This is a genomic window from Ferdinandcohnia sp. GQ5 (assembly GCF_059759275.1).
The window spans coordinates 76,933-99,273 of the sequence record NZ_JCAXEW010000018.1 but is presented as its reverse complement, the minus strand read 5'-3'; the positions used below and the strand labels follow the sequence as shown (position 1 = coordinate 99,273).

At 38.4% G+C, this 22,341-nt stretch carries 23 protein-coding genes, 1 pseudogene and 1 other annotated feature; of the genes and pseudogenes, 7 read left to right on the top strand and 17 right to left on the bottom strand.

What is annotated here, in order from left to right; all coding sequences use genetic code 11:
- Positions 1–580: 580 nt before the first annotated feature.
- Entirely contained in the window at positions 581–2,026 is a 1,446-nt protein-coding gene (gene nagE, locus AC6CHV_RS20145) for an N-acetylglucosamine-specific PTS transporter subunit IIBC (protein WP_121448450.1), read from the bottom strand.
- A gap of 318 nt (positions 2,027–2,344) precedes the next feature.
- Between nagE and AC6CHV_RS20140 the strand changes: the two genes are divergently transcribed.
- A complete protein-coding gene (locus AC6CHV_RS20140; protein WP_440272423.1) occupies positions 2,345–2,494 on the top strand; it encodes a hypothetical protein in 150 nt (49 codons plus the stop codon).
- A gap of 73 nt (positions 2,495–2,567) precedes the next feature.
- On the opposite strand, the gene kynB is transcribed toward AC6CHV_RS20140, so the two are convergent.
- The gene (kynB, locus tag AC6CHV_RS20135; RefSeq protein ID WP_498079571.1) at positions 2,568–3,197 is read right to left on the bottom strand and encodes an arylformamidase; all 630 of its coding nucleotides are present in this window, start codon (positions 3,195–3,197) and stop codon (positions 2,568–2,570) included.
- A 171-nt stretch (positions 3,198–3,368) separates the two neighbouring features.
- Between kynB and AC6CHV_RS20130 the strand changes: the two genes are divergently transcribed.
- Positions 3,369–4,205 (top strand): CAP domain-containing protein, encoded by an 837-nt coding sequence (locus tag AC6CHV_RS20130; RefSeq protein ID WP_341329707.1) that lies wholly within the window; start codon positions 3,369–3,371, stop codon positions 4,203–4,205.
- A gap of 80 nt (positions 4,206–4,285) precedes the next feature.
- On the opposite strand, the gene tyrS is transcribed toward AC6CHV_RS20130, so the two are convergent.
- The 3 genes from tyrS to AC6CHV_RS20115 form a co-directional block, all read right to left on the bottom strand.
- Positions 4,286–5,530: a tyrosine--tRNA ligase gene (gene tyrS / locus AC6CHV_RS20125; protein WP_498079565.1), complete on the bottom strand. Its 1,245-nt coding sequence runs from the start codon at positions 5,528–5,530 to the stop codon at positions 4,286–4,288.
- A 277-nt stretch (positions 5,531–5,807) separates the two neighbouring features.
- Positions 5,808–6,031: a binding site (T-box leader), on the bottom strand.
- A gap of 120 nt (positions 6,032–6,151) precedes the next feature.
- Positions 6,152–6,571, bottom strand: coding sequence for a GreA/GreB family elongation factor (locus tag AC6CHV_RS20120; protein WP_341329705.1), 420 nt, complete (start codon positions 6,569–6,571; stop codon positions 6,152–6,154).
- Between the two features lie 248 nt (positions 6,572–6,819).
- A complete protein-coding gene (locus AC6CHV_RS20115) occupies positions 6,820–7,671 on the bottom strand; it encodes a VOC family protein (RefSeq protein WP_341329704.1) in 852 nt (283 codons plus the stop codon).
- A 133-nt stretch (positions 7,672–7,804) separates the two neighbouring features.
- Here AC6CHV_RS20115 and AC6CHV_RS20110 point away from each other — a divergent pair, with 133 nt between their 5' ends.
- The 3 genes from AC6CHV_RS20110 to AC6CHV_RS20100 all read left to right on the top strand — a co-directional run bounded on the left by AC6CHV_RS20110 (position 7,805) and on the right by AC6CHV_RS20100 (position 9,580).
- The gene (locus AC6CHV_RS20110) at positions 7,805–8,122 is read left to right on the top strand and encodes a winged helix-turn-helix transcriptional regulator (protein WP_498079564.1); all 318 of its coding nucleotides are present in this window, start codon (positions 7,805–7,807) and stop codon (positions 8,120–8,122) included.
- Between the two features lie 154 nt (positions 8,123–8,276).
- Positions 8,277–9,128, top strand: coding sequence for a LiaG family protein (gene liaG, locus AC6CHV_RS20105; RefSeq protein ID WP_341329702.1), 852 nt, complete (start codon positions 8,277–8,279; stop codon positions 9,126–9,128).
- Positions 9,129–9,178: 50 nt separating this feature from the next.
- Positions 9,179–9,580 carry a DUF6220 domain-containing protein gene (locus AC6CHV_RS20100; protein ID WP_341329701.1) on the top strand — a complete coding sequence of 134 codons (402 nt, stop codon included), beginning with the start codon at positions 9,179–9,181 and terminating at the stop codon, positions 9,578–9,580.
- Positions 9,581–9,630: 50 nt separating this feature from the next.
- On the opposite strand, the gene AC6CHV_RS20095 is transcribed toward AC6CHV_RS20100, so the two are convergent.
- Positions 9,631–10,518 carry a polysaccharide deacetylase family protein gene (locus tag AC6CHV_RS20095; protein WP_498079563.1) on the bottom strand — a complete coding sequence of 296 codons (888 nt, stop codon included), beginning with the start codon at positions 10,516–10,518 and terminating at the stop codon, positions 9,631–9,633.
- A gap of 147 nt (positions 10,519–10,665) precedes the next feature.
- Here AC6CHV_RS20095 and AC6CHV_RS20090 point away from each other — a divergent pair, with 147 nt between their 5' ends.
- Positions 10,666–11,412: a metallophosphoesterase family protein gene (locus tag AC6CHV_RS20090; protein ID WP_498079562.1), complete on the top strand. Its 747-nt coding sequence runs from the start codon at positions 10,666–10,668 to the stop codon at positions 11,410–11,412.
- 148 nt (positions 11,413–11,560) lie between these two features.
- Positions 11,561–11,728 (top strand): hypothetical protein, encoded by a 168-nt coding sequence (locus tag AC6CHV_RS20085; RefSeq protein WP_165918242.1) that lies wholly within the window; start codon positions 11,561–11,563, stop codon positions 11,726–11,728.
- Positions 11,729–11,764: 36 nt separating this feature from the next.
- Here the strand turns inward: AC6CHV_RS20085 and AC6CHV_RS20080 are convergent, their stop codons facing one another.
- The 11 genes and pseudogenes from AC6CHV_RS20080 to AC6CHV_RS20030 all read right to left on the bottom strand — a co-directional run bounded on the left by AC6CHV_RS20080 (position 11,765) and on the right by AC6CHV_RS20030 (position 21,311).
- On the bottom strand, positions 11,765–12,607 hold the full coding sequence (locus AC6CHV_RS20080; protein ID WP_341329698.1) for an SAM hydrolase/SAM-dependent halogenase family protein: 843 nt from the start codon (positions 12,605–12,607) through the stop codon (positions 11,765–11,767).
- A 159-nt stretch (positions 12,608–12,766) separates the two neighbouring features.
- Positions 12,767–13,082, bottom strand: a pseudogene (locus AC6CHV_RS20075) (response regulator); the annotation flags it as partial.
- A 99-nt stretch (positions 13,083–13,181) separates the two neighbouring features.
- The gene (locus AC6CHV_RS20070; protein ID WP_498079570.1) at positions 13,182–13,745 is read right to left on the bottom strand and encodes a phosphatase PAP2 family protein; all 564 of its coding nucleotides are present in this window, start codon (positions 13,743–13,745) and stop codon (positions 13,182–13,184) included.
- 123 nt (positions 13,746–13,868) lie between these two features.
- Positions 13,869–15,320, bottom strand: a complete 1,452-nt coding sequence (gene cls / locus AC6CHV_RS20065; protein WP_341333459.1) for a cardiolipin synthase — start codon at positions 15,318–15,320, stop codon at positions 13,869–13,871.
- 202 nt (positions 15,321–15,522) lie between these two features.
- The gene (locus AC6CHV_RS20060; RefSeq protein WP_498079561.1) at positions 15,523–16,380 is read right to left on the bottom strand and encodes an MBL fold metallo-hydrolase; all 858 of its coding nucleotides are present in this window, start codon (positions 16,378–16,380) and stop codon (positions 15,523–15,525) included.
- A gap of 264 nt (positions 16,381–16,644) precedes the next feature.
- Positions 16,645–16,935 (bottom strand): DNA-binding protein, encoded by a 291-nt coding sequence (locus AC6CHV_RS20055; RefSeq protein ID WP_440272433.1) that lies wholly within the window; start codon positions 16,933–16,935, stop codon positions 16,645–16,647.
- Positions 16,936–16,963: 28 nt separating this feature from the next.
- Positions 16,964–18,202, bottom strand: a complete 1,239-nt coding sequence (locus tag AC6CHV_RS20050) for an ABC transporter permease (RefSeq protein ID WP_341329695.1) — start codon at positions 18,200–18,202, stop codon at positions 16,964–16,966.
- Positions 18,195–19,121 carry an ATP-binding cassette domain-containing protein gene (locus tag AC6CHV_RS20045; RefSeq protein WP_498079560.1) on the bottom strand — a complete coding sequence of 309 codons (927 nt, stop codon included), beginning with the start codon at positions 19,119–19,121 and terminating at the stop codon, positions 18,195–18,197. Before AC6CHV_RS20045 ends, AC6CHV_RS20050 begins: the two co-directional genes overlap by 8 nt.
- A 158-nt stretch (positions 19,122–19,279) precedes the next feature.
- A complete protein-coding gene (locus AC6CHV_RS20040) occupies positions 19,280–19,762 on the bottom strand; it encodes a DUF1189 family protein (protein WP_498079559.1) in 483 nt (160 codons plus the stop codon).
- Between the two features lie 85 nt (positions 19,763–19,847).
- Entirely contained in the window at positions 19,848–20,303 is a 456-nt protein-coding gene (locus tag AC6CHV_RS20035) for a flavin reductase family protein (RefSeq protein WP_341333458.1), read from the bottom strand.
- 162 nt (positions 20,304–20,465) lie between these two features.
- Positions 20,466–21,311 carry a 2OG-Fe(II) oxygenase gene (locus AC6CHV_RS20030; protein WP_498079558.1) on the bottom strand — a complete coding sequence of 282 codons (846 nt, stop codon included), beginning with the start codon at positions 21,309–21,311 and terminating at the stop codon, positions 20,466–20,468.
- Positions 21,312–22,341 lie beyond the last annotated feature (1,030 nt).

Sequence of the window (22,341 nt, the reverse complement as noted above, 5' to 3'; positions counted from 1 at the left end):
ATATTCAGCTCAGGTCTGTCCGAAGGTGAGCTGACTTCAGACAAGCAAAGGTATATTCAGCTCAGGTCTGTCCGAAGTTATGCTGACTTCAGACACACAAGGGCTTTTGCAGCTCCGTTCTGTCCGAAGATGAGCTAGCTTCAGACAAACAAAGGCTTTTTCTGCTCAGGTCTGTCCGAAGGTGGGCCTACTTCAGACAAGCAGAGGCATTTTCATCGCCGTTGAGTCCGAAGTTATGCTGACTTCAGACACACAAGGGCTTTTGCAGCTCCGTTCTGTCCGAAGATGAGCTGGCTTCAGACAAACAAAGGCTTTTTCTGCTCAGGTCTGTCCGAAGGTGAACTTACTTCAGACAAGATAAGGGCTTTTTCAGCTCAATTCTGTCTGAAGTTACTCTAACTTCAGACAAGCGAAGGTATGCCCAAGAAGTATGTGTCCGAAGTGACTTTCCCTTAAGCAAATAACAGTTTCTTAAAAAATAAAAGCGTGAATTCGTATGTGAATTCACGCTAAAAGTGTATTGAAATATACCGTTTTGGAACTCTGACCCGTCCAACTTAGGACAGCCTCTTTTTCATTCTTATTTCTCTTTACGAATTTTATGGACTTCATCTGCAACGAATTGAACGTTTGTTCCTACAATAACTTGAATACTGTTTTTACCAACAATATTGATTCCAGGAACCCCTGTTGCTTTAATTTTTTTCTGATCAACTTTATCCATGTCTTTAACTTCTAAACGCAAGCGAGTTACACAGTTATCAACCGATGTTACGTTCTCATCTCCACCTAAACCTTCATAGATTTGAGCGGCCATACTAGCGAATCTAGATTTACCATCTGACTGTGTAGTTGTTTCGGTAATTTCCTCATCTTCACGACCAGGTGTTTTAAGATTAAATTTAACAATTAGGAAACGGAATAGCACATAATAAATAACCGCTATGATAAGTCCCTGTACTAGTAGCATCCATGGTTGGTTTGCGATTGGGTTTCGAAGACTTAGGAAAAAGTCAACAAAGCCTGCACTAAATGCAAAACCAGCAGTCCAGTGGAATGTAGCTGCCACAAATAAAGAAATACCGGTTAATGCAGCATGCACCACATATAATCCTGGTGCTAAGAACATGAATGCAAATTCTAATGGTTCGGTAACACCAGTGAAGAATGCCGCGAAAGCCGCTGCCATTAGTAATGATGCTGCTTGTTTCTTTCTTGTGGATTTTGCTGTATGGTACATCGCAAGAGCTGCGGCTGGCAAACCAAACATCATAACTGGGAAGAATCCGGCTTGATATCTACCAGTAATACCTTTTTCGCCAGCACCACTTAAGAAATTATTTATATCATTAATACCTGCTACATCAAACCAGAATACAGAATTTAATGCATGGTGAAGACCAGTTGGAATTAGAAGTCTGTTAAAGAATCCATATAATCCGGCACCTACTGCACCTAAATCAAGAATACCTTTACCAAACGCAACTAATCCTGAGTAAATAACTGGCCAAACAAATAACAACACAAGTGATGCTACTAGCATTGCAACAGATGTTAGAATTGGAACAAGTCTTTTTCCACTGAAGAATGCTAGTGCGTCAGGTAATTGTACATCACTGAAACGATTGTACATGATGGAAGCAATAATACCTGAGATAATCCCAATAAATTGGTTTTGAATTTTTCCAAATGCTGCATTTACCTCAGTTGGATCAACCCCTTGAAGCATTGCCACCGTATTTGTAGCAAGTAAGGTTGTGACTGTTAGATATCCCACTAACCCACTTAATGCAGCGGAACCATCTTTATCTTTCGACATTCCTAATGCGACACCTACTGCAAAGAGTATCGACATGTTGTCAATGATGGCTCCTCCTGCTTTTATTAAGAAAGCTGCTATCGGACTTCCCCCACCCCATCCTTGTGGGTCAATCCAATAACCGATCCCCATCAAGATAGCCGCTGCAGGCAATACTGCAACCGGTAACATTAATGAACGACCAAGTTTTTGAAGATATTTCATCATGATGATTTCCTCCTTTATTTTTGTGATTTTCTGCTATTCTTCGGTTTTAACTATTAATATTTCAAGAATGATTTCATTATGTTTAACGCTTACACGTTAGTGTAACCAAAGGATAGTCAGATTAATTACTGCAACTCATTTTATCACCGGGCTGTGTAGTTGTCTATACCACTCCTAAAAGTTGTTTTACATCAAATATTTCGATTATTCAAATGAAAATCCGCACTTTTATCTACCAGAATATTACTAAAGGTGTATAGAAGTTGAAATTTATATATATTAAACTGAGGATAAGCATTAATTAGGAGGTAGTATTCCATGAAATTGGGTGATAAAGTCGTTTATAAAAACGATTTGTATGAAGTTTTGTACGTTTATGAAAATGGAATGTATGAGATCAAACAAATGGAATTACTATTTAAGGTAGAGCTTGTTAATAGGAATGAGCTCATACCTGCTGCTTGTTAAACCCGCTTGTTTTTCCTCCATTTAGAGGTTTAAAAAATCCATTGTTCTTATGACAATGGATTTTTCTTTATTCCTAAAACTTCTTCAAAACCGCACGAACCGGACTACCGTCAGCACCCTCAATTGGGAGTGGCAGCGCAATTAATTCATAATCTCCAGGTTCTACATGTTCTAAGATGATTCCCTCAAGTATATTGATTCCATGCTTATGCAATTGATGATGAGCCTGTAAATCTTTACTATCTAATTGATCGACAGAAGGAGTGTCCACTCCAATCAATTGAATCCCTTTTTCAGCCAAGTAAAATGCAATTTCTGGATTTACACTTGTAATGGCGGTCGGAAATCGGTCCCGATTTTTCCATGAATTTGTACGTATTAAGAGCCGTTTAACACCAGATAAGTCAAACCTTTTTAAATCCTCAATCTCAATTTCCTTTTTTTCTGATACTTCAATAACTCTTGCTTTTCCTACATATAAGTCAAGGTCTAGTTCATGCACCTTTTTCCCTTCATTGTCAAAGTGAAATGGAGCATCAATATGAGTTCCAATATGAGTACTTGTTGTGATTTGTCCGACATTTACTGTTGAAGCTTCTTCAATGGACCATGTAAGAGCGTAGTTAAATGGGGTATCATTTGGCCACTCTTGTGTTGTATGACTTAAAGGCTGAGAAATATCAATGATTTTCATTGCTTTCACCTCTTGGATTTTGTATTTGCTTTCTTCCTTTATTTTAATGGAAGTTGATACTTTCGTTAAGGTGTACGATGGCTTTTTGCCAATCCGATTCTCTTTTATTACCACCAATACTTTCGCTACTGCAGAGCAAAATATAAAAGTAAATCGAATCATGCTAAGGAGGAATTCACATTGCAAAGATTTACAAAAACAGGTATCGCAATTCTTGGCTCTGCAATGCTTTTAATGTCCGCATGTAACAATAATAACGACAATGCTGCAGATGACAATAACCGTTCAGCAAACGTTGAAAGTGTGAATAACGGCTATATCATTAAACAAGACCGTCCCTATCGCACGACAATGTCAAGTGATAGATATCCACATACTACAAGCGTACAACATGCAAGAGGAGAACAACAGTATTCTCGATTTATCAATAAAAAAATTGTTGTTCGTACTCCTGACGGTACAAACGCAATTCCAAACGATTTTAATCGTTTTATAGGTGGTAATGGAAATAATGCTGTACCAGCACCGAATAATAATGTAACTCCGGCGCCTGATTACCCAGCAGGTGACACAGCGCCTGAACAAAACCGTCAGCCTGCAACCCAGCAGCCTGCTCCTGCCCCAGCCCCTGCAGCTGGAATTAGTAATTTTGAAAGACAGGTTATTGACCTTACGAATGCACAGCGTACGAAAAATGGCTTATCTGCTCTTAAAGCCGATACATCATTAAGTAAAGTTGCGAAAACAAAAGCTAATGATATGCAACAAAAAAATTATTTCTCTCATACAAGTCCGACTTACGGATCTCCGTTTGATATGATGAGGGATTTCGGTGTATCGTACAAGACAGCAGGTGAAAATATCGCAAAAGGACAAGCATCACCTGAGGCAGTAGTAAACGCTTGGATGAACAGTGAAGGACACCGTAAAAACATCCTAAATCCAAACTTTACTCATATCGGAGTTGGGCACCAAGCTAGCGGTAACTACTGGTCACAAATGTTTATTGGAAAATAAAGAGAGAATCCCTGACTTAACTGGGTGCTCTTAAAAAAAAACGGGGCTGACATCTATGGATGTCGCCCCGCTTTTACTTGTTATTTATTAATTTTTACAAACTTACGTTTTCCGACTTGAACAATCATGTCGTTTGTTATTTCAAGCTCTAGATGTATATCTTCGACTTTTTCGCCATTTAGTTTGACTCCACCATTTTGGATCATTTTTCTAGCTTCTCCTTTAGACTTTTGTAAATCCAATTGAACAAGTAAATCAATGATCGAAATATTATTTTCTCCTGACCAAATTACTTCTGGAATATCGTCTGGAATGACACCTTTTTGAAAGACTGTCTTAAAATGTTCTTCCGCCTGTTGAGCTGCATCCTCACCATGGTACATTCTTACAATTGTTCTTCCAAGAAGCATTTTTGCATCACGTGGGTGTAGAGTGCCATTTTCTATTTTAGCCTTGATTTCATTCTTTTCTTCCAAAGCAAGGTCTGTCACTAAATCAAAGTATTTGGCCATCATTTCATCCTGAATGGACATTGTTTTGCCATACATATCATTTGGTGCCTCATCCACACCAATGTAATTACCTTTTGACTTAGACATTTTTTCAACGCCATCAAGTCCTTCTAATAGTGGAAGAAGAATCACAACCTGCTTTTCTTTACCAAAATGCTCTTGTAAATGTCTTCCCATTAACACGTTGAAATGCTGGTCATTTCCACCTAGTTCAATGTCACTTTCTAGGGCAACTGAGTCATATCCTTGCATAAGCGGATAGAAAAATTCATGAAGAGAAATCGGCTTTCCTGTTTCTAAACGCTCAGAGAAGTCATTTCTTTCAAGTAAACGAGCAACCGTAATACTTGCCGCTAAGTTAATAATATCCTCAAAATTTAGCGTTGATAGCCATTTGGAATTATAATGAAGCTCAACCTTCTCCATGTCTAATACTTTTCCAAATTGTTCAAAATATGTTTTCGCATTATGTTTCACTTCTTCATCTGTCAATTGTTTACGGGCAACAGATTTTCCAGTTGGGTCCCCAATTTTCCCTGTAAAGTCACCGATTAAAAGCTGGACCACATGACCATTTTCCTGGAATTGTTTTAATTTATTTAATACCACTGTGTGTCCCAAGTGAACATCTGGCGCTGATGGGTCAAGCCCGAGCTTCACTTTTAATGGCTGGTTGGTCACAATAGACTTTGCAATTTTTTGTTTTAATTCATGTGCTGGGACAACCTCTTGTACCCCATTTGTGTAAATAGCAAATTGTCTTTCCAGTTCTATTTTTTGTTCGCCTGTTAACTGTTCAATAAAATTCTCCATTTGGTTTCCCTCCGGTTTGTTCATTTACTAAAATTATTTCTAGGTTTTTCTTTCATATCTGTTGCCGCTTTTGTCTGTGTCATGCAGCCTCAGAGCTATTTCAGCCTATTCTTAGACCACTTTTGTCCACGACACACCGCCTCAAAGACATTCAAACCTAAATTCAAACTTCTTTTGTCTTCGAGACATCCTCTCAAAGACATTTCGTACCAATCTTGACCTACCTTTGTCCGTGATCACCAATAATCTGATGAAAACACAAAAAACCACGCCCCTAAAAAGGGACGTGGTTGCACGCGGTACCACCCTTGATTGAAGATATGTATCTTCCGCTTCATTCGAATAACGGCTCGTCCGTTCTTTGCTAATTTTCACTAAATATGAGTTCACAAAGAAAGCTCAAGGAGGTAATTCACATTTATCTTTGTTCCGGTTTTCACCAACCACCGGCTCTCTAATACAGGGAGATAAGCTGCTACTGATTCCTATCATCACTTTACTATTCAATATAAAGGCTATTTTAACGAATAATTCACTATTTAACAAGCAAAAATCCACTTCCGTTTTATACGCATATAAAGGGAAGTGGATTGTAAGCGCTTAATTATATTTTCAACGCTATTACTGCAAAATTAAATTTCCTGCAAATGCTATATCTTGGATCATCACCGGAAGGCCGCCCGCTGGTGTACTCAGCAATACTTTGTCGCCTACTTTACACAATAACAATTGTCTTCCAACCGGAGATAAAAATGAGATACATCCGGTATCCGGGTCAGATTGTTTCGGTAAACATATATAATAATCCTCTGTATCGTCTTCTCCATCAAACATAACCGTTACCTTTGTTCCAATAAAAACCTTAGGTATGGGTTCTACCGCACCACTATCCACATAGCTTTTAAGTTCATTGACATAAGAACTAAAGAACGTCCGATTCCTTTCATTAAATGGTGTGGAGGATGAATAGAGATTGTTTAATTCTGGCAAGTTTTGGTCGATATACTGGAGCTGATCATTAAAATAATCCTTATGGCTCATAGTAGATATCCTCCTTGCTAGGATCAAACACTCTGCAAAATTTCATTTTCACCTTCATTTTTGTTTCCCCTTCCCTTTTTTATATAAAAATATAGGCCTTCCTTATACAAAGAAAGGCCTACCACACATTTCCAATTATACCATATCCATTCCTACAAAACTAGCAACCTAGTAGTTGTTCAGCTGTATCTTTTGTCACCCTAATAAAAAAGTAGCTACCCGAAGATAGCTACTTTATCCATTGTCACCTATGCAACAATAAGTTTTATTTTATTTTCAGAAGGATCTTTTGTTACCATGACTCCATCTTCTTCTTGGACATATGCCCCAATTTTCTTTAGGTTTTCAATGGTTGTTTGTAATGCATTTTCGGTTGGTAATACAAGTGTAAACCGCTTAATCCCTGCACTATTTTCAGATGGCGCAGGTGCCCCTACACCATTCCATGTATTTAGACCAATATGGTGATGATACCCGCCTGTTGAGATAAACAATGCCATCCCTCCGTAGCGAGTTACAACATCAAAACCAAGACCTTTGGTATAGTATTCCTCTGTCTTTGCTAGTTCAGATACATGCATGTGAATATGACCCATGACCGTTTCTTCTGGAAGTCCGGTCCATTTTTCGCCATTCGCAGCAGCCAGTACACCTTGCCCATCAAGAGGCTCTGTCACCATTTTCACTTCGCCATTTGACCATTCCCATTCTGTATCAGGGCGGTCTGCATAAATTTCAATGCCATTTCCATCTGGATCATCTAAATAGAGGGCTTCGCTCACTGCGTGATCAGACGCGCCAATTGGTATATTATTTTGGACTAAATGATAAAGTACTTTTCCTAGCTCTGCACGGGATGGTAAAAGCAATGCAAAATGGTAAAGTCCTGTACGACGCGGTTCCTTAGGAACTATGTTTTCAGGCTGTTCGATTGATAACAATGCTGTTTTCCCATCTGCAGTTAAAAGCGCCTTTCTACCCGATTGTTCTAATACCTTAAATCCAATTATATTTTGATAAAACGTTAAGGAACGTTGTAAGTCGGTTACTTTTAATTCTACAAGCTCTACAAATGTATATGGTGGGCGTTGATATTTCATATTTTATGCCTCCTAAATTTCGTATTACTAACTTACTTTATGTAAGTAATTATATTTTCGTAATTAAATTATGTCAAGTAAGTTTATAATTTCTTACAATACGCTATAATATAGAAATAGGGGTGAGGGAAATATGGATTCAAGTGTAATTTGTCCTAAATTTGAAAAAGCTATGAGTTTACTTGGCCAACGCTGGACAGGACTCGTGATTTATCAACTTCTTTCAGGTCCACAGCGTTTTTGTACAATTGAATCATCGATAGGAATTAGTGGAAGAGTTCTTTCAGAAAGACTCAAAGATCTTGAGAATCAAGGTATTGTAAAAAGGCATGTGTACCCAGAAACCCCTGTACGCATTGAATATTCGTTAACCGAAAAAGGGCGGGCCTTAAAACCTTTGATGGATGAAATTCAAAAATGGTCGCAGGACTGGGTTAAAACAGAATCATAAATCACCAACGTAGAGCAGATTGTATTAGAAGCAATCTGCTTTTTTCTTTTAATACGCCTCAGGTCCTAATTAAAAATATATCGGTGGTGCGTTACTTAATTCTTAATCCTCTTTTAAGATAGGGTTAGAATAAATGATAAAGGCAGGTTAGAAAATGAAGAAAATCTTAATTATATTTTTCATTCTTATTGGGGCTTATCTCGTAATGACAAACCTCTACCGAATTCCTGGACTTCCTTTTGGGAATTCTGGAGACTCAGCTAAGGTTACGGAAAGAATTGATGAAATCGAAATTGATATAACATCAATCAGTACGACGGTCATCCCTGACAATCGTGATGACGTAAAAGCAGAGTTAAAAGGTAAAGGTGAAGTACATGTTACAAAAAGCGGTGACTCAATAGAAGTCACATATGAACGTGGATTCTTCAACTGGAGCTGGTTCCCTTTCTTTGACAATACGAAACTTACCGTCTATATCCCGGAAGACTTTGAAAAGGAACTCTCACTAAGAGTAGGATCTGGCCATTTAGAATTCGATGGTTCACCTATGAAAATGAACGAACTCTCAACCGAAGTCCAATCTGGAAATGTACGTTTGGAAAACCTTTCTGCTGAACACTTTACACACAATGTAGCTTCTGGAAATTCTAGAATTAAGAATCTTACAACAAAAAGTGGTGAGATTGATGTTCGTTCCGGGAATGTAACCATTGATGAATATGAGGGAAAACTTGAAGCTGAAGTGCGTTCTGGACGATTAAAAGCAAGCATTTCAAAACTTACTGATTCGATTAAAGCAGATGTTCGATCCGGCTTACTTGACCTTGACTTACCAAATGATGCTGATTTTACATTAGAAGGTAAAGCAAATAGCGGATATATTTCTAATGATTTTTCCCTTGATGAATCCACAAGAAATAAAGGCAGTATTGAAGGTAAACATGGTGCAGGTACCTATGATGTGAAAATTGAAGTGAGTAGCGGAAAAGTGGACATCAGATAATGCAAAGCGCTCGAATACGGGCGCTTTTCCTAAGGAAGGAGGTTTTACGAATGGAACAATCTACACCGTCTACTCGAATCCGAATTGGACGAGGAATTTACTTCTTATTTGCTGCAATTTTTGCGCTATTCATTATCGGACAAGTATTTTCAGCTGGGATGGCCATTTTTGTAGGCGCCGAAAATTGGTTGAAACATACAACACTTGTTCATATTTTTGGATTTAATATACTTGTTCTTATGCTGATTGCAGCTTTCGTTGGAAAATTGCCTCGGTGGGGGTATGGATATGTAATTGGACTTGCAGTACTCGTCTTCAGTATGTATTTTAGCGCAAACTTTACAAGGGTTGCACCGTGGGTTGGGGCCTTGCATCCCGTCTTGGCAATGGTCTTATTCATAGTATCCGTTAGTGTTGTTATCGATACGTGGAAATTAATTATGAAAAAATAGATAAAAAGAATCGTAGGTTTCATTTAGATTGGTCCCTACGATTCTTCCCTCTATTGATAGGCTGGTTGGCCAAGCAAAGCTTCTAAATCCACTATTTCATAGCCCTGCTCTTGTAATTCCTCAATGATACGTGGTAAGGCCTCATATGTATCGTACTCATCAGAGTCTGTGTGCATGAGTATGATGTCACCGTTTCGAATGTTTGAAAATACATTGGAGTATATGACATCCGTACTTCTTTGAGCCCAATCAAGTGAATCAATTGACCAGATAATGATTGAGACATTATTTTCTTTTGCTACCTCTACCACCAATTCATTTGTTGAGCCGTACGGCGTTCTTACCAATGCGGGCTCTTTACCTATGATCTCTTCAATCGCAGTCCCTGCCATTTCTATTTCATTACGAATTTCAACTTCGGACAACTTATCTAATTGAACATGATGGTAGCTATGACTTAAAACAAGATGCCCCTTTTCATAGGCTTCTTTCACTACCTCTGGATGCTTCTCGGCTTCACTTCCCAGAAAGAAGAAATTCCCCTTGACTCCATAATTATCCAAAACCCCAATCACAGCTGATGTCACCGTACTATCTGGCCCATCATCAAACGTTAAAGCCACTTGTTTTTTATTAGGACCATTGATATACACATTTTCTTGAGTTTTTGAGAATTCAATAATCTCTTCCCGCCATTTTTGCATGGACGCTACGGTCTTTTTTTCTAGGTAAGGAGATTCCCCTTTTATTTCAAGAAGGTATTCATTTTTCCAGGATGAATCAACAGAAAATCTTGCGTTCGGAATCGTTTCTTCTTTCTGTTCAATGTTGTGATTCCCGTATGCAACTCCCCCAACTTCCTTCATTTCTTGAGATGAACAAGAAGTTAACATAAAAACCAAACATATCATACATAATAAAAACATCCTTTGAACCATGACAGCGCTCTCCCCCTTTTCTTCATTCTAAACAGACAAAACATATATGGAAAGAATATTTAGTAATTTTAGCTAATTTAATAATGACAAAATTTTCAATCTATTTTATTATTAGATTAGTATAACTAAAACCAAGGGGGCCTTAGCATGAGCATTGCGCTCATTTCCGATATACACGGAAATATGACAGCACTAGAAGCTGTCTTGGAACATATAAAAGCTCGTGAAATCAAGACCATCATTTGTCTTGGAGACCTTGTAGGAAAAGGGCCAAACTCAGCCGCCGCGGTTGACCGGATACAAAACGTGTGTGAGGTTGTGCTTTTGGGAAATTGGGATGACTTTATTCAAAATGAACATCCTGATGACGGAATTAGATGGCACCGAAATCAGCTTGGTAAAGAACGCCTTTCATACTTAGGAACCCTTCCCTTTCATTTTGATTTTTATATGAGTGGGAAATACATTCGGTTGTACCATGCCTCTGCAAAAAGCGTCCACCACCGTGTTGTCCCCATGATTCATTCCGACGAGGAGAAAAGGGCAATGTTTGATCACACTGAATGGATTATTCCTTTAGAGGAAAAGACACCAGACATTATTGGTTTCGGAGATATTCATGCTGCCTTGATTGAACCAATGAATACAGAGCAAACTCTATTAAATGTAGGAAGTGTCGGTAACCCGCTTGATACGACACAAGCAACCTTTGCAATTCTTCACGGGGAATATCAATCAAAGGAAGTCGCACCTTTTTCAATCGAAATTGTTCGTGTTCCCTATGACATTGAAAAAGAATTACGTATTGCTGCCGAAATGGGAGTGCCGTACTTTGATAAGTATGCTTTAGAGCTTAGAGAAGCAGTTTATCGAGGGTCGCCAAAAAAGAAATAAAAACCAATTCATCAAACTTGCACAAGACAAAATTTTCAAGGTAAAATAATATAAAATAATAATTTTACACGTATAGTTTTCATAATTATGGGATATAATGTTTTTATTTTAATGCCTCTAAATATAAAAACCTGAGAGGGGAATTGCCATGACTACCAATAATGAATCCAAAAAAGAGATCGCGGTTAATTCAACTGTCCAGTTAAAAGGGATAGTAAAAGCAATATTTAATGATTCCATCCATGTACAAATCGGAGGAAAAATCATTACGCTTCCCGCTTCAAACTTATTAAAGCAAAACAAGCCTTTAACATAATACGCAAAAAACACCGTTCATTACCTGAACGGTGTTTTAATTTGTTTTACGGATTTTAATTTTCCATTCTGCACCAGTACCAATTTTAAATTTTTCAGCAAAGGACTCCTGATTAAGGGCAACTCCTATTTTGTCTAAAGAATTTACATAGAGTAGAGGATCCCCAAGTTCACTGTCAGCGAAAGAACGTCCATATTTCATCGTACTTTTATATACATTGCTTCCTTCACGATCAATGATGACTTCGAAGAAATCACCATACCTATTACTAAGTTGATTAAAAAGGGATTTGTCAATATTGGTCCAAAGGTTACCAAAGCGGACATCCAGGATATCAATATTTCCAATAATTGTGTTATTATCAATTTCCACTTCAAAAATAGGCAATTCCACCAAGGACTCTACCGGAACTGTTGGCCCAACCTCTTCATAAGTGATAACTCGAGAAGCAAGTCTAGCCCCTGTATAGGCATAAACATCTCTTCCATGAAAGGTGTATGATTCACCTGAAAATGGCAGACGATTTTTACTTTCATCAATCATTCTCGCTTCTTTAATTCCGAACCTCTGTTTGATATGAGTGATTGTTCCGTTATCAGGTGTCACAATATATTGGTTCGTCTCAGTCTGCACCACGATGCTTAAACGATCAGACCCAACACCTGGATCCACGACAGAAACAAAGACAGTCCTTTCCGGCCAATACTTTATGGTCTGAAATAGTCGATAAGAGCCTTCCCAGATATTAAATGGCGATATGTCATGGGTTAAATCAAAGATCGGTAGCGCTGGGTGAACCGATAAAGCAACACCATACATTGCACTTACAGCCCCATCACTCTTTCCAAAATCGGTCTGCAATACTAAATGATTATTCATACCTATTCCTCCATTATTGTAATAGTCTATCCTGGGAAGTCACAAAGTATAGTAGCCTTTGTAAAAAAATCCCTGTCGCAATTCTCCATCAGTAACAGGCAAAACATATTGTATTGAATTAGGTTCTAAATCATAGACTTTTTCAAATTTCGCATAAATTGGGTTTGTAATATAATCGTCTGACCCAATTTCGAGCGCCATTACTTGATCCACTTGATCCATTTTTCCATCACGTGCTGATATAAATAATATTGGGCAAGTCGACTTACTGCGAATCTGATGACACCAATAATAGCCGTCAAACCTTGGCAAGTTTACATCTAAAAGAACAAGATGTGGAGTAAACTCCTCAAAACTCAGATAATACCGATTCAAACTTCTCAACTGCTTTTGTTTCGAAACCAAATCGTTGCGTATGCTCTTAAAGCAAACGAACCAACTGACGGTCATCTTCAACAATGATTATTTTACACATACGTTTCTCCTCCACCACTATGCTATCTTAAATTTTATAGATAAGGAAATTAAAGGAAAGCACGAAAAAGAATTGGCCCCTCAAGGAACCAATTCCTTATTAAAAGTCTTTTTCTTTTGTTATCGGAAGCTCAAGTTGCTCTTTTCGATTTCGTAATTTGAGCTTTGATACGGTCACGAATAAAAGATACGCTGAAAGGATGGCTAAAATTGCTGCTACGATAATATCTCCGGGATAATGTACCCCCACCCAAATACGTGAAAAACCGACTAAGCATGCAAGTGCCATCCAAAGATATCTTCCAGGTTTTTTAAACAAGAAAAAAGTAAAACAAACCGCAAAAAAGATCATCGTATGGTCACTTGGGAATGAATTATTGACAGCTTTTTCAATCAGTTGATTGACATTTGGCAGTTCAGCGAAAGGCTGATTATTGGAATGAAACATTCCCGCCACTTTTCCTAGTAGTACTGCAACCCCTACCGAAAGCAAAGCACTAACCGCCATGATACGGTTTTGTGAGCCTTTTATTAAGTAATACACTACAGCTAGGATAAGGACATACAAGGTATAACTCGCTATATAAATCATTAGCTGATTTAATAACGGTAACTCCTCGCTTAACCCATTAATTTTGTAAAACACTTCTGTATTCATATCCATTAAATTCAAAGAAACTCCCCCCAGAATAAATCCTACCTTAATATTAGGCAATTGAAAATATAAAAAAATCGATGCAACTTACACTTCATTTCAAAGTTGTAAGACACATCAATTATTTTACGACTATAGGATTGGAGATAGAAGTCTTGATATGGATTCTTTGAATTTAATATTAACACCTCTTTTTCCGTATTCATCAAATGTCAGTAATTTAGAAAGCTTTATGTCTTCTTTGAAAATAGCTGTCAACTCTTTAGAAATATTTTCATCATATAAAAATGCATTGACCTCAAAGTTTAGCCTAAAGCTTCTTACGTCAATATTCGCTGTACCAACTGAAGAAATTTCTTCGTCAACAACAAGTGTTTTTGAATGAATAAAGCCATTGCTGTAAATATAGACATTTGCTCCAACCGGTAGCAATTCTCCGATATGCGAGATGGTAGCCCAATAAACGAATGGATGGTCCGGTTTATCAGGAATCATGATGTTCACTTCAACTCCTGAAAGACATGCCACCCTAAGTGCATCAAGCAGGCTTTTATCTGGAATAAAGTATGGCGTCTGCATATAAATCGATTTTTTCGCTGAATAGATCATTTTGATATACGCATTCTTAATCTGCTCAAACTCCGAATCCGGCCCGCTTGTAACAATTTGAATCCCGACATTGCCTAACCTGACATTTTCAATCGGAAAAAGTTCTGGATCATACATAATATCATAATCACGTGATGCTTGATTCCAGTCTAAAATGAAGCGAGCCTGCATGGTGTCAACAGCATTACCCCTTATGCGTAAATGTGTATCTCGCCAATATCCAAACCTCGTATTCAAACCTAGATACTCATCACCAACATTGAATCCACCAACGTATCCAATCTTTCCATCAATTATGACCAATTTCCGATGGTTTCGAAAATTCATCCGTAAATTTATAAACCGTAGCTTCGAAGGGAAAAAGACCTCGACTAGACCTCCCGCCTCACGAAACTCTTTAAAAAAACGTTTCGTTAATGTTCTAGATCCTAGCTCATCATAAAGAACGCGGACCATAACACCTTCTTTAACCTTCTTGGTTAAATGCGCGATTAGTTTTCGACCAAGGTTATCATTTTTAATAATATAATATTGCAAATGAATGGATTCCTTTGCGTCCTCAATATCTTGAAATAAGCGCCTGAATTTTTGTTGCCCATCTGTAAAAACTTCCACAACATTGTTTTTTGTGAACAAGGCCTGATCATTTTTAAGATTCATATAAATGAGGTCTTGATTATCCTTTGTAACATGATTATTAAAGAGGAACTTTTGTGTACGTATCAGTTCTTTTTGTTTTTCTAGAACTTCTTCAATCCCGCTTTTCTTTAAATCATCCCATTGAAAGAGATGGTCGCGTGTTAAATTTCGACCTAATAGTAAATACAAAATGAAGCCGGCTACTGGTATAAAGAAAAGTACTAATAACCATGCCCAAGTTGAACTGGCATCTCTTCTTTCACGAAAGATAACAACTACGGCGAAAACAATGTTTAAGACCATAACCAACCCTAATAATAACGAAGAGATATTCACCATATTCCCCTCTCTCACCAAATCATTCTACTTTAAAATATACTATATAAAAGATTGTTTATGAAACAATTAACTTATTCCGGGACAGAGGGACAGGTTCCTTGTCCCACCAATTTTTATCTAGGATTGGGACAATGGACCTGTCCCCGTGTCCCAGCTAAGTGTAAGAAACCTGGCTTTTTTAGACAGCCAGGTTTCCTTTCTAATGGATATTTTTATCTACATAGCGGCCATAGTCCGGAATTGCAATTTGGTCAAAGTCTTTAACTAGTCTTGTTAAGGATTCTTTTAGCAGTTCGCCAGTTATCGGCAAACCATGTCCCGTAATGGCAACACTTGGTTCTAATTTAGCTAGTGTTTCAACAGATTTCTTCGCTGCCTGCCAATCAGTTGTTAAATATCTCGGAGGGCCACTGATTTCCAATTCTTGGGTAAACACCTTATATAAGTACTCTTGCTTCACAGTCACAAATGCATCACCAACGATAAGAGCGCGATCCTTTTCTCGGAAAAAGGATACATGGCCCGGTGCATGGCCTGGCGTATGAATCCAACGAAATTCTGGCAAATGAGGAACGGTTCCATCCTCTGGCAGCTTTTCCACATGACTCCCTAACTGAATTGGCTCATTCGGAAATAACGGTGATATTTTCGCCACCATTCCCCCTTCAACCGACGAGTCTGGTTCAGGATAGCTTGTTCGCCCTGTTAAAAATGGTATTTCCAACTCATGAGCGTAAACAGGAACATTCCAATGCTCAACTAATTCAATAATTGAACCTACATGATCAAAATGGCCATGAGTTAAGATAATCGCCTTCGGTCGACTCTCTTTGCCAAAGCGTTCCTCACATACAGCAATTATTTCCTCCGCTGAACCCGGCATTCCTGCATCTACAATCACATAATCTGATGTACCAGGCTCACCCACTAGTATAAAGTTTACGATTTGGATGGTATGAGAATAAATATCCGATACTACCTGTATTCCAACCCCACTGCCAATCGAAGTAGCAGGGATAAACTTATAATCATTTCCGTACTGCATGTCCTTTTCCATTAGGATCCTCCTTACACATTCGCCTAGTGATAGTGTTTCACAGGATTGGGAATTTATTTATCCCGCATTAGCGGGCAGTATATCCACACTAAAAATTTAGTGAAAACATAGAAGTTCAAACGGGAAAACGGTCCGTAAAAGCCTATCACAGAGCAAAGACTGAGAGCGCCGCGGGTCTGTGGCAAACCTTTGTGACACACATCCTATGCGCCTCAGCTAACAATCAGCGGGCCATAAAGAAACCTATCGAGGAGGACCTTTGAGCTATTCACCCAGGTTTGATAACCATTGCTTTAATTTACTCTTCGGGTAATACACTGTACCATTTATTACAACATGAGGAATATTTGGATATTCCTTCACTAATTCTTTGGCGTCTTCTTTAGATACTCCAATATGATACGCGATATCTTTTTCTTTAATCAGTTCGTATAAATCATCTTCTTCAAGCTTATCCATTACACTCTTCGCTTCAGGATTTTTAAAATTTTTCAAACCATCACCGATGAAGTATCCTGCGACTGCAATGCCTATGCCCAAAAATAAAAGATCCATTTTCACACCCCACTTTTTAGTATTTCACTTAGGAACGAATCCACTTCCAAATTTCCTTCGGAGTTGCATTTTTCCCATACATAAGAATACCTGTTTTGAAGATCTTCCCTGCGAGTTTCATAAATAGCCATATACTCACAATTAAAATGACTAAAGAAATAACAATTTCAATCCACGGCCATTCCTCTAAAAACGTGAGACGCAATAATAACACACCCGGAGCTGTAAACGGGATATAGGTTCCAATTTGTGCAATTAGACCACTTGGATCGCTAATTACTGGCCCAATAAATACAAAAGGTAGAAATGGCAGCATCATAACCATACCTTGAAAGTTTCCTGCTGACGACATATCAGCCATCGTTGCGCCAACACCTACAAACAGTGCAGCAAATAAGAGATACCCTAAAATTGCAATTAAAACATATAATAAAATCTCTGGTCCCACTAAGTAGTCAAAAATAGGTATATCCAGCTTCCAAAGTGCAATCGGTATTCCAAAGCCAAGAAATACAACAGCTTGAATCATACCCAATATAAAGTATCCGATAATCTTTCCTTGCATCAACTCAGCTGCAGTAAGGGACGATAATACAATTTCCGCAACCTTGTCTTTCTTCTCTTGAGATGCACTTTGAAAAATGTACATTCCTGAAAAAATAATTGAAAGTAGAATAATTCCAGCAAACGCGCCTGGTATAATGCGTTCAAGAGGATCCGTTCCTACTAAGTTAGACTCCTCTTCAGCAGTTTCCTCTGTTTCATCAATGAGTTTTTCTTCAAACGTTAGCTGTTTCGAGAATGCTGCTAATTGTTCTTCTGTAAGCCCGAGTTTTTTCATTTGTAAGGTCTTTAGTGGAACCTCTAATACTTGAACCTGATTCATAAAATATGGACTTATTTCTTCACTTGTATGAACAGGAACCACTCCATTTTCAAAGCCCTCCTGCTCGAACACGATATACGCTGTATTTTCTGCCTCTTTCAGTACTTCTAGGATTTCTTCGTACCCTATTTCTGTTGTTTCGAGTTCCCAATTCAGATCATGTGCGGCGACTGTTTCTTCTATGACATCAGTAACTCCAAGCTCATCACTGATTAAAACACGTGTCGAAACTTCTTCTTCGGGCTCTGATCCGCCAAAAATACTTCCTAAGAACATAAAAGCTAAGAATAAAACAGGAGTTAAAAATAGGCCAATCAAAAAGGACTTATTTCTCAAATTTCTTTTTACTTCCCATTTGGCTACTTTCATGGCATTACGCATCTATCGCAACCTCCTCTCGCAGCATGTTCTTTTCCGTTGCAATATCAATAAATATTTCATGAAGGGAGATTCGATCAATGGATAACTCATTGATCTCCAGTTGCTCCGGTAAATGCTTTAACCAACTTGCAACATTAACATCCTTTGTCAGGTACAAGATTGATGTTTCCTCCTGTTGTTCTACCCGTTGAACCTCAGGAAGGCCATGCAGAATTTCCAAATTGTTCTTACCGCGAATGGTACATTTAAAATTGGCATATTCTTTCTTTACATTATCCATCGATCCATAGATGACCTTTTGTCCACGGTGAATCAGAAATAACCGATCACACATTTCCTCAACTAGATTCATTTGATGAGAGGATAATAGTATCGCAGTGCCGCCTTTAGCCAGATTCCTGATCTCTTCTTTAAATAGCTCTTGGCTTACTGGATCAAGTCCTGAAAATGGTTCGTCCAGAATGAGAAACTCAGGTTCATGTAAGATGGATGCAATAAATTGTACCTTTTGACCCATACCTTTTGATAGTTCCTCAACCGAAGAATTCTCTTTCCCCTCTAACCCGAATTTCTTCAAGTAGGTAAGAGCACGTTCCTTGGCCTTCTTAATGGGATAATCCTTTAATTCAGCTAAATATAGAAGAATATCCATTACCTTGACATTTTTATAAAGCCCACGTTCCTCTGGTAAATATCCGATTTTATTCCGAGGTATTTCCGTATGTCCTTGGAAAGTGATAGATCCTTCATCCGGATACATGATCCCCATGATATTCCTGATCGTGGTTGACTTCCCAGCGCCATTTGGACCAAGAATCGCCATAATTTCTCCTTTATAGACTTCAAATGAAACACCCTTTAGCACCTCTACATTTTTAAAAGACTTCTTTAAATAATCTACTTTCAGAAAAGCATCCATAATGATATTCCTCCTCCTTTATCAATCCCCTAGGAGACTGGCAAACAAATTGAAGACAAATCTCTTAATCTAACCCACTAAGTATGTACGATATTTCACACAAAAGGTTTCAAATATTTTCCTGTAACAAACAAAAAAAGAACCGGCTCACCGGTTCTTTACTTATGCTTCTTTACTCGGCTCGGATAATGAAAAATCATCCGTAGAATCGTGTAAAATAACAATATAAATATAATTGTATTCACAATCCAATGGGTACCAATCAGGATATTGGCAACCGCAAAAATGATAATTGGTTTTGTTAACGCAAACGCACACATCTTCCATAAAAATTGAAATTTCAAATGGCGATGTGTAACCTTACTGACTCCTACACCCGCTCCCGCTAAAGTCGAAATCCCTGCGATACCTAAAAAAAGCATTAAAAACGGGTAAAAAAGGAGGACTTGAATGATATAAATATTTTGAGGAATATCGCTTTCCTTATAGGAATCATCCAAAAGTAAGTTAATTTCAATTGGAAGTGCGACGATAAACAATAATAAAAGAAGGAAAAGAATTGTATTTCTCATTTCCAGCTTATTCAGACGTTTCATTGCTGCCTTATTCGGCAATCGCAAACTATCCATAAATGTTGACATGAGTTTCACATAAAGCCACTCGCTTCATTTAAGAGTTATTTTAACTTAAAGATACCTTTCCACATAAGGAAAGGTACCCACATGATTATTTATAAAACTCTGCAGGAATATTGCCGAATTTACGGTTGTGATAAAGAAGTGGCGGCTTATTATAATTTTCAATCTCTACCACTTCACCGATTAGGATTGTGTGGTCACCCGCTTCAATCGTCTTATGAGTTTTACAATGTAATACTCCCGAAGTTCCCTTAAGGATTGGAAGGTTGTTATCAGACATTTCCCATTCACAATTACCAAATCGATCTGTTCCCTTACTTGCAAATAGGGCACAGATATCTCCCTGATCCCCAGCTAATACATGAACCGCAAATTTATCCACATTTGTAAAAATATCGTAAGTTGATACTCGCTTATCAATTGACCATAAAATCAATAATGGATCTAATGAAACAGAGGCAAATGAGTTTACTGTGAGTCCAAGTGGTACTCCATTTTCATCCGTCGTCGTTACAACTGTTACACCCGTCGGATAATTCCCCATGACGTCTTTAAAAGTTTGTACTTTATCCAAAGTTCACACACCTTTCTATGCACTGACACACTTCATTTTAGTATTTTCAAAATCTCTAATTTCAGCTTACTTAAATTTATTAGTTTAACTATATCATGATTACAATGACAATTCTAATTGAATGCATTTCGTTTAGTGCCTATATATATTCCCTTGGCGAATCCATTTCGTTGCAACCCATTTTTCACCTTCGGATACGGGAATACTCGAATGAAGGGACATCCGGTCTACCTCACCTTTACTATTTCCATACTGAAAATAGACAGCAGATCCTTTCTTTGGAACAATCGAAACTCCAACCTTAGGAAAAACAGTTTCTCCTCCTGCAGGTACATCATTTAAATAGATGAGGAACGTCCCCACCCGCTGACCACCTTTAGCAGGGTCTACCTTACTTGGTGGAAAATAGTCAAAGTGACTTTTGTATTCCTCACCAATTCCATAATTCAGTACCTGTAGCCCTTCTCCATTTTCAATAGGAAACTCCGTTAATTCCGCAATTCTTTTTTCTACTTTTTTAATAAACTCATTTTCTCGCAAATAAAAATACATACCTTTGCTAGTTCGACCAGTAGCTGCTTTTTCTTCACCAGTCTTTGGATCAATGACAGTTGAAGGCTTAAGGCGGTTTCGCGACATTTCAATCAACTGGTCACATTCCTCATAACTTAGGAAATTATCCAAATGTAAAATAAAAGGCTTTTCTACTTTTGAAAGGACCTTAATTTCACGGTCACTTGTATGTAAAGTACTTCCCTTTTTCGCGATTTCGGGCTGTTCATATTCATATGGAGCTTGCACACCTGGTGTGTTTATTGGTTTATTTCCAACGATTCGAAACAGAGTGGTATATGATAATTTAGGATCATAGCCTTTTCGAATCATTGCATCGACAATCGCTTCAGGGTTAACGCCACTGTTTAACGTTTTAATAATCCAATCCATGAGTGCACCTGGAATTTTATTCACTTTCTCCATTTCTTCCTCTCCTTTATAGCCCTTTATTGAACGAAAGGGACAAGGAGTCCTATCTCTTCCGCTCTGTGTAATCCCTTACATTCTATTGTAATATATATAAGTCAAATTGTGGTAGCAATTACTTTATTTCCAGAGTTCTGTCGCAATTAGTGCTTCATTCTGACTCAATTCCTCCTTATTCCTGTTCTCGCTGTCGCAATCAACACTCTATTCTTACTCAACTCAGCTGATTCCCATTCTCTCTGTCGCAATCGGCACTTCATTCTGACTTAACTCTGCCATTTTCCAGTGCTCGCTGTCGCAATCAGCGCTCTATTCTGACTCTCCTCTGCTGATTCCCATTCTCTCTGTCGCAATCAACACCTTATTCTGACTCTATTCTGCCATTTTCCTGTGCTCGCTGTCGCAATCAGCACTCTATTCTGACTCAATTCTGTCAATTTCCTGCTCTCTCTGTCGCGATCAGCACTCTATTCTGACTCTCCTCTGCTGATTCCTACTCCCTCTGTCGCAAACAACACCTTATTCTGACTCAATTCTGCCATTTTCCTGTGCTCGCTGTCGCAATCAGCGCTCTATTCTGACTCAACTCAGCTGATTCCCATTCTCTCTGTCGCAATCGGCACCTCATTCTGACTTAACTCTGCCATTTTCCAGTGCTCGCTGTCGCAATCAGCGCTCTATTCTGACTCTCCTCTGCCGATTTCCCACTCTCGCTGTCGCAATCAACACTCTATTCCGACTCAATTCTGTCAATTTCCTGCTCTCGCTGTCGCGATCAGCACTCTATTCTGACTCTCCTCTGCTGATTCCTACTCCCTCTGTCGCAAACAACACCTTATTCTGACTCTATTCTGTCAATTTTCTGCTCTCTCTGTCATAATCAACACTTCTTTCCGACTCATCACAGACGTTTTCTTGCCCTCGCTTCGCAAACAGCACTCTATTCTGACTCAACTCAGCTGATTCCTTACTCGCTCTGTCACAATCAGCACCTCATTCTGACTCAACTCTGTCAATTTTCTGCTCT

What these genes read in the sequence shown, in the direction of transcription:
- nagE (WP_121448450.1), bottom strand. Translation starts at nt 2,026, where the DNA reads ATGATGAAATATCTTCAAAAACTTGGTCGTTCATTAATGTTACCGGTT.
- AC6CHV_RS20140 (WP_440272423.1), top strand. Translation starts at nt 2,345, where the DNA reads ATGAAATTGGGTGATAAAGTCGTTTATAAAAACGATTTGTATGAAGTT.
- tyrS (WP_498079565.1), bottom strand. Translation starts at nt 5,530, where the DNA reads ATGGAGAATTTTATTGAACAGTTAACAGGCGAACAAAAAATAGAACTG.
- AC6CHV_RS20120 (WP_341329705.1), bottom strand. Translation starts at nt 6,571, where the DNA reads ATGAGCCATAAGGATTATTTTAATGATCAGCTCCAGTATATCGACCAA.
- AC6CHV_RS20115 (WP_341329704.1), bottom strand. Translation starts at nt 7,671, where the DNA reads ATGAAATATCAACGCCCACCATATACATTTGTAGAGCTTGTAGAATTA.
- AC6CHV_RS20110 (WP_498079564.1), top strand. Translation starts at nt 7,805, where the DNA reads ATGGATTCAAGTGTAATTTGTCCTAAATTTGAAAAAGCTATGAGTTTA.
- liaG (WP_341329702.1), top strand. Translation starts at nt 8,277, where the DNA reads ATGAAGAAAATCTTAATTATATTTTTCATTCTTATTGGGGCTTATCTC.
- AC6CHV_RS20100 (WP_341329701.1), top strand. Translation starts at nt 9,179, where the DNA reads ATGGAACAATCTACACCGTCTACTCGAATCCGAATTGGACGAGGAATT.
- AC6CHV_RS20095 (WP_498079563.1), bottom strand. Translation starts at nt 10,518, where the DNA reads ATGGTTCAAAGGATGTTTTTATTATGTATGATATGTTTGGTTTTTATG.
- AC6CHV_RS20090 (WP_498079562.1), top strand. Translation starts at nt 10,666, where the DNA reads ATGAGCATTGCGCTCATTTCCGATATACACGGAAATATGACAGCACTA.
- AC6CHV_RS20085 (WP_165918242.1), top strand. Translation starts at nt 11,561, where the DNA reads ATGACTACCAATAATGAATCCAAAAAAGAGATCGCGGTTAATTCAACT.
- AC6CHV_RS20080 (WP_341329698.1), bottom strand. Translation starts at nt 12,607, where the DNA reads ATGAATAATCATTTAGTATTGCAGACCGATTTTGGAAAGAGTGATGGG.
- AC6CHV_RS20070 (WP_498079570.1), bottom strand. Translation starts at nt 13,745, where the DNA reads ATGGATATGAATACAGAAGTGTTTTACAAAATTAATGGGTTAAGCGAG.
- AC6CHV_RS20060 (WP_498079561.1), bottom strand. Translation starts at nt 16,380, where the DNA reads ATGGAAAAGGACATGCAGTACGGAAATGATTATAAGTTTATCCCTGCT.
- AC6CHV_RS20055 (WP_440272433.1), bottom strand. Translation starts at nt 16,935, where the DNA reads ATGGATCTTTTATTTTTGGGCATAGGCATTGCAGTCGCAGGATACTTC.
- AC6CHV_RS20050 (WP_341329695.1), bottom strand. Translation starts at nt 18,202, where the DNA reads ATGCGTAATGCCATGAAAGTAGCCAAATGGGAAGTAAAAAGAAATTTG.
- AC6CHV_RS20045 (WP_498079560.1), bottom strand. Translation starts at nt 19,121, where the DNA reads ATGGATGCTTTTCTGAAAGTAGATTATTTAAAGAAGTCTTTTAAAAAT.
- AC6CHV_RS20040 (WP_498079559.1), bottom strand. Translation starts at nt 19,762, where the DNA reads ATGTCAACATTTATGGATAGTTTGCGATTGCCGAATAAGGCAGCAATG.
- AC6CHV_RS20035 (WP_341333458.1), bottom strand. Translation starts at nt 20,303, where the DNA reads ATGGGGAATTATCCGACGGGTGTAACAGTTGTAACGACGACGGATGAA.
- AC6CHV_RS20030 (WP_498079558.1), bottom strand. Translation starts at nt 21,311, where the DNA reads ATGGAGAAAGTGAATAAAATTCCAGGTGCACTCATGGATTGGATTATT.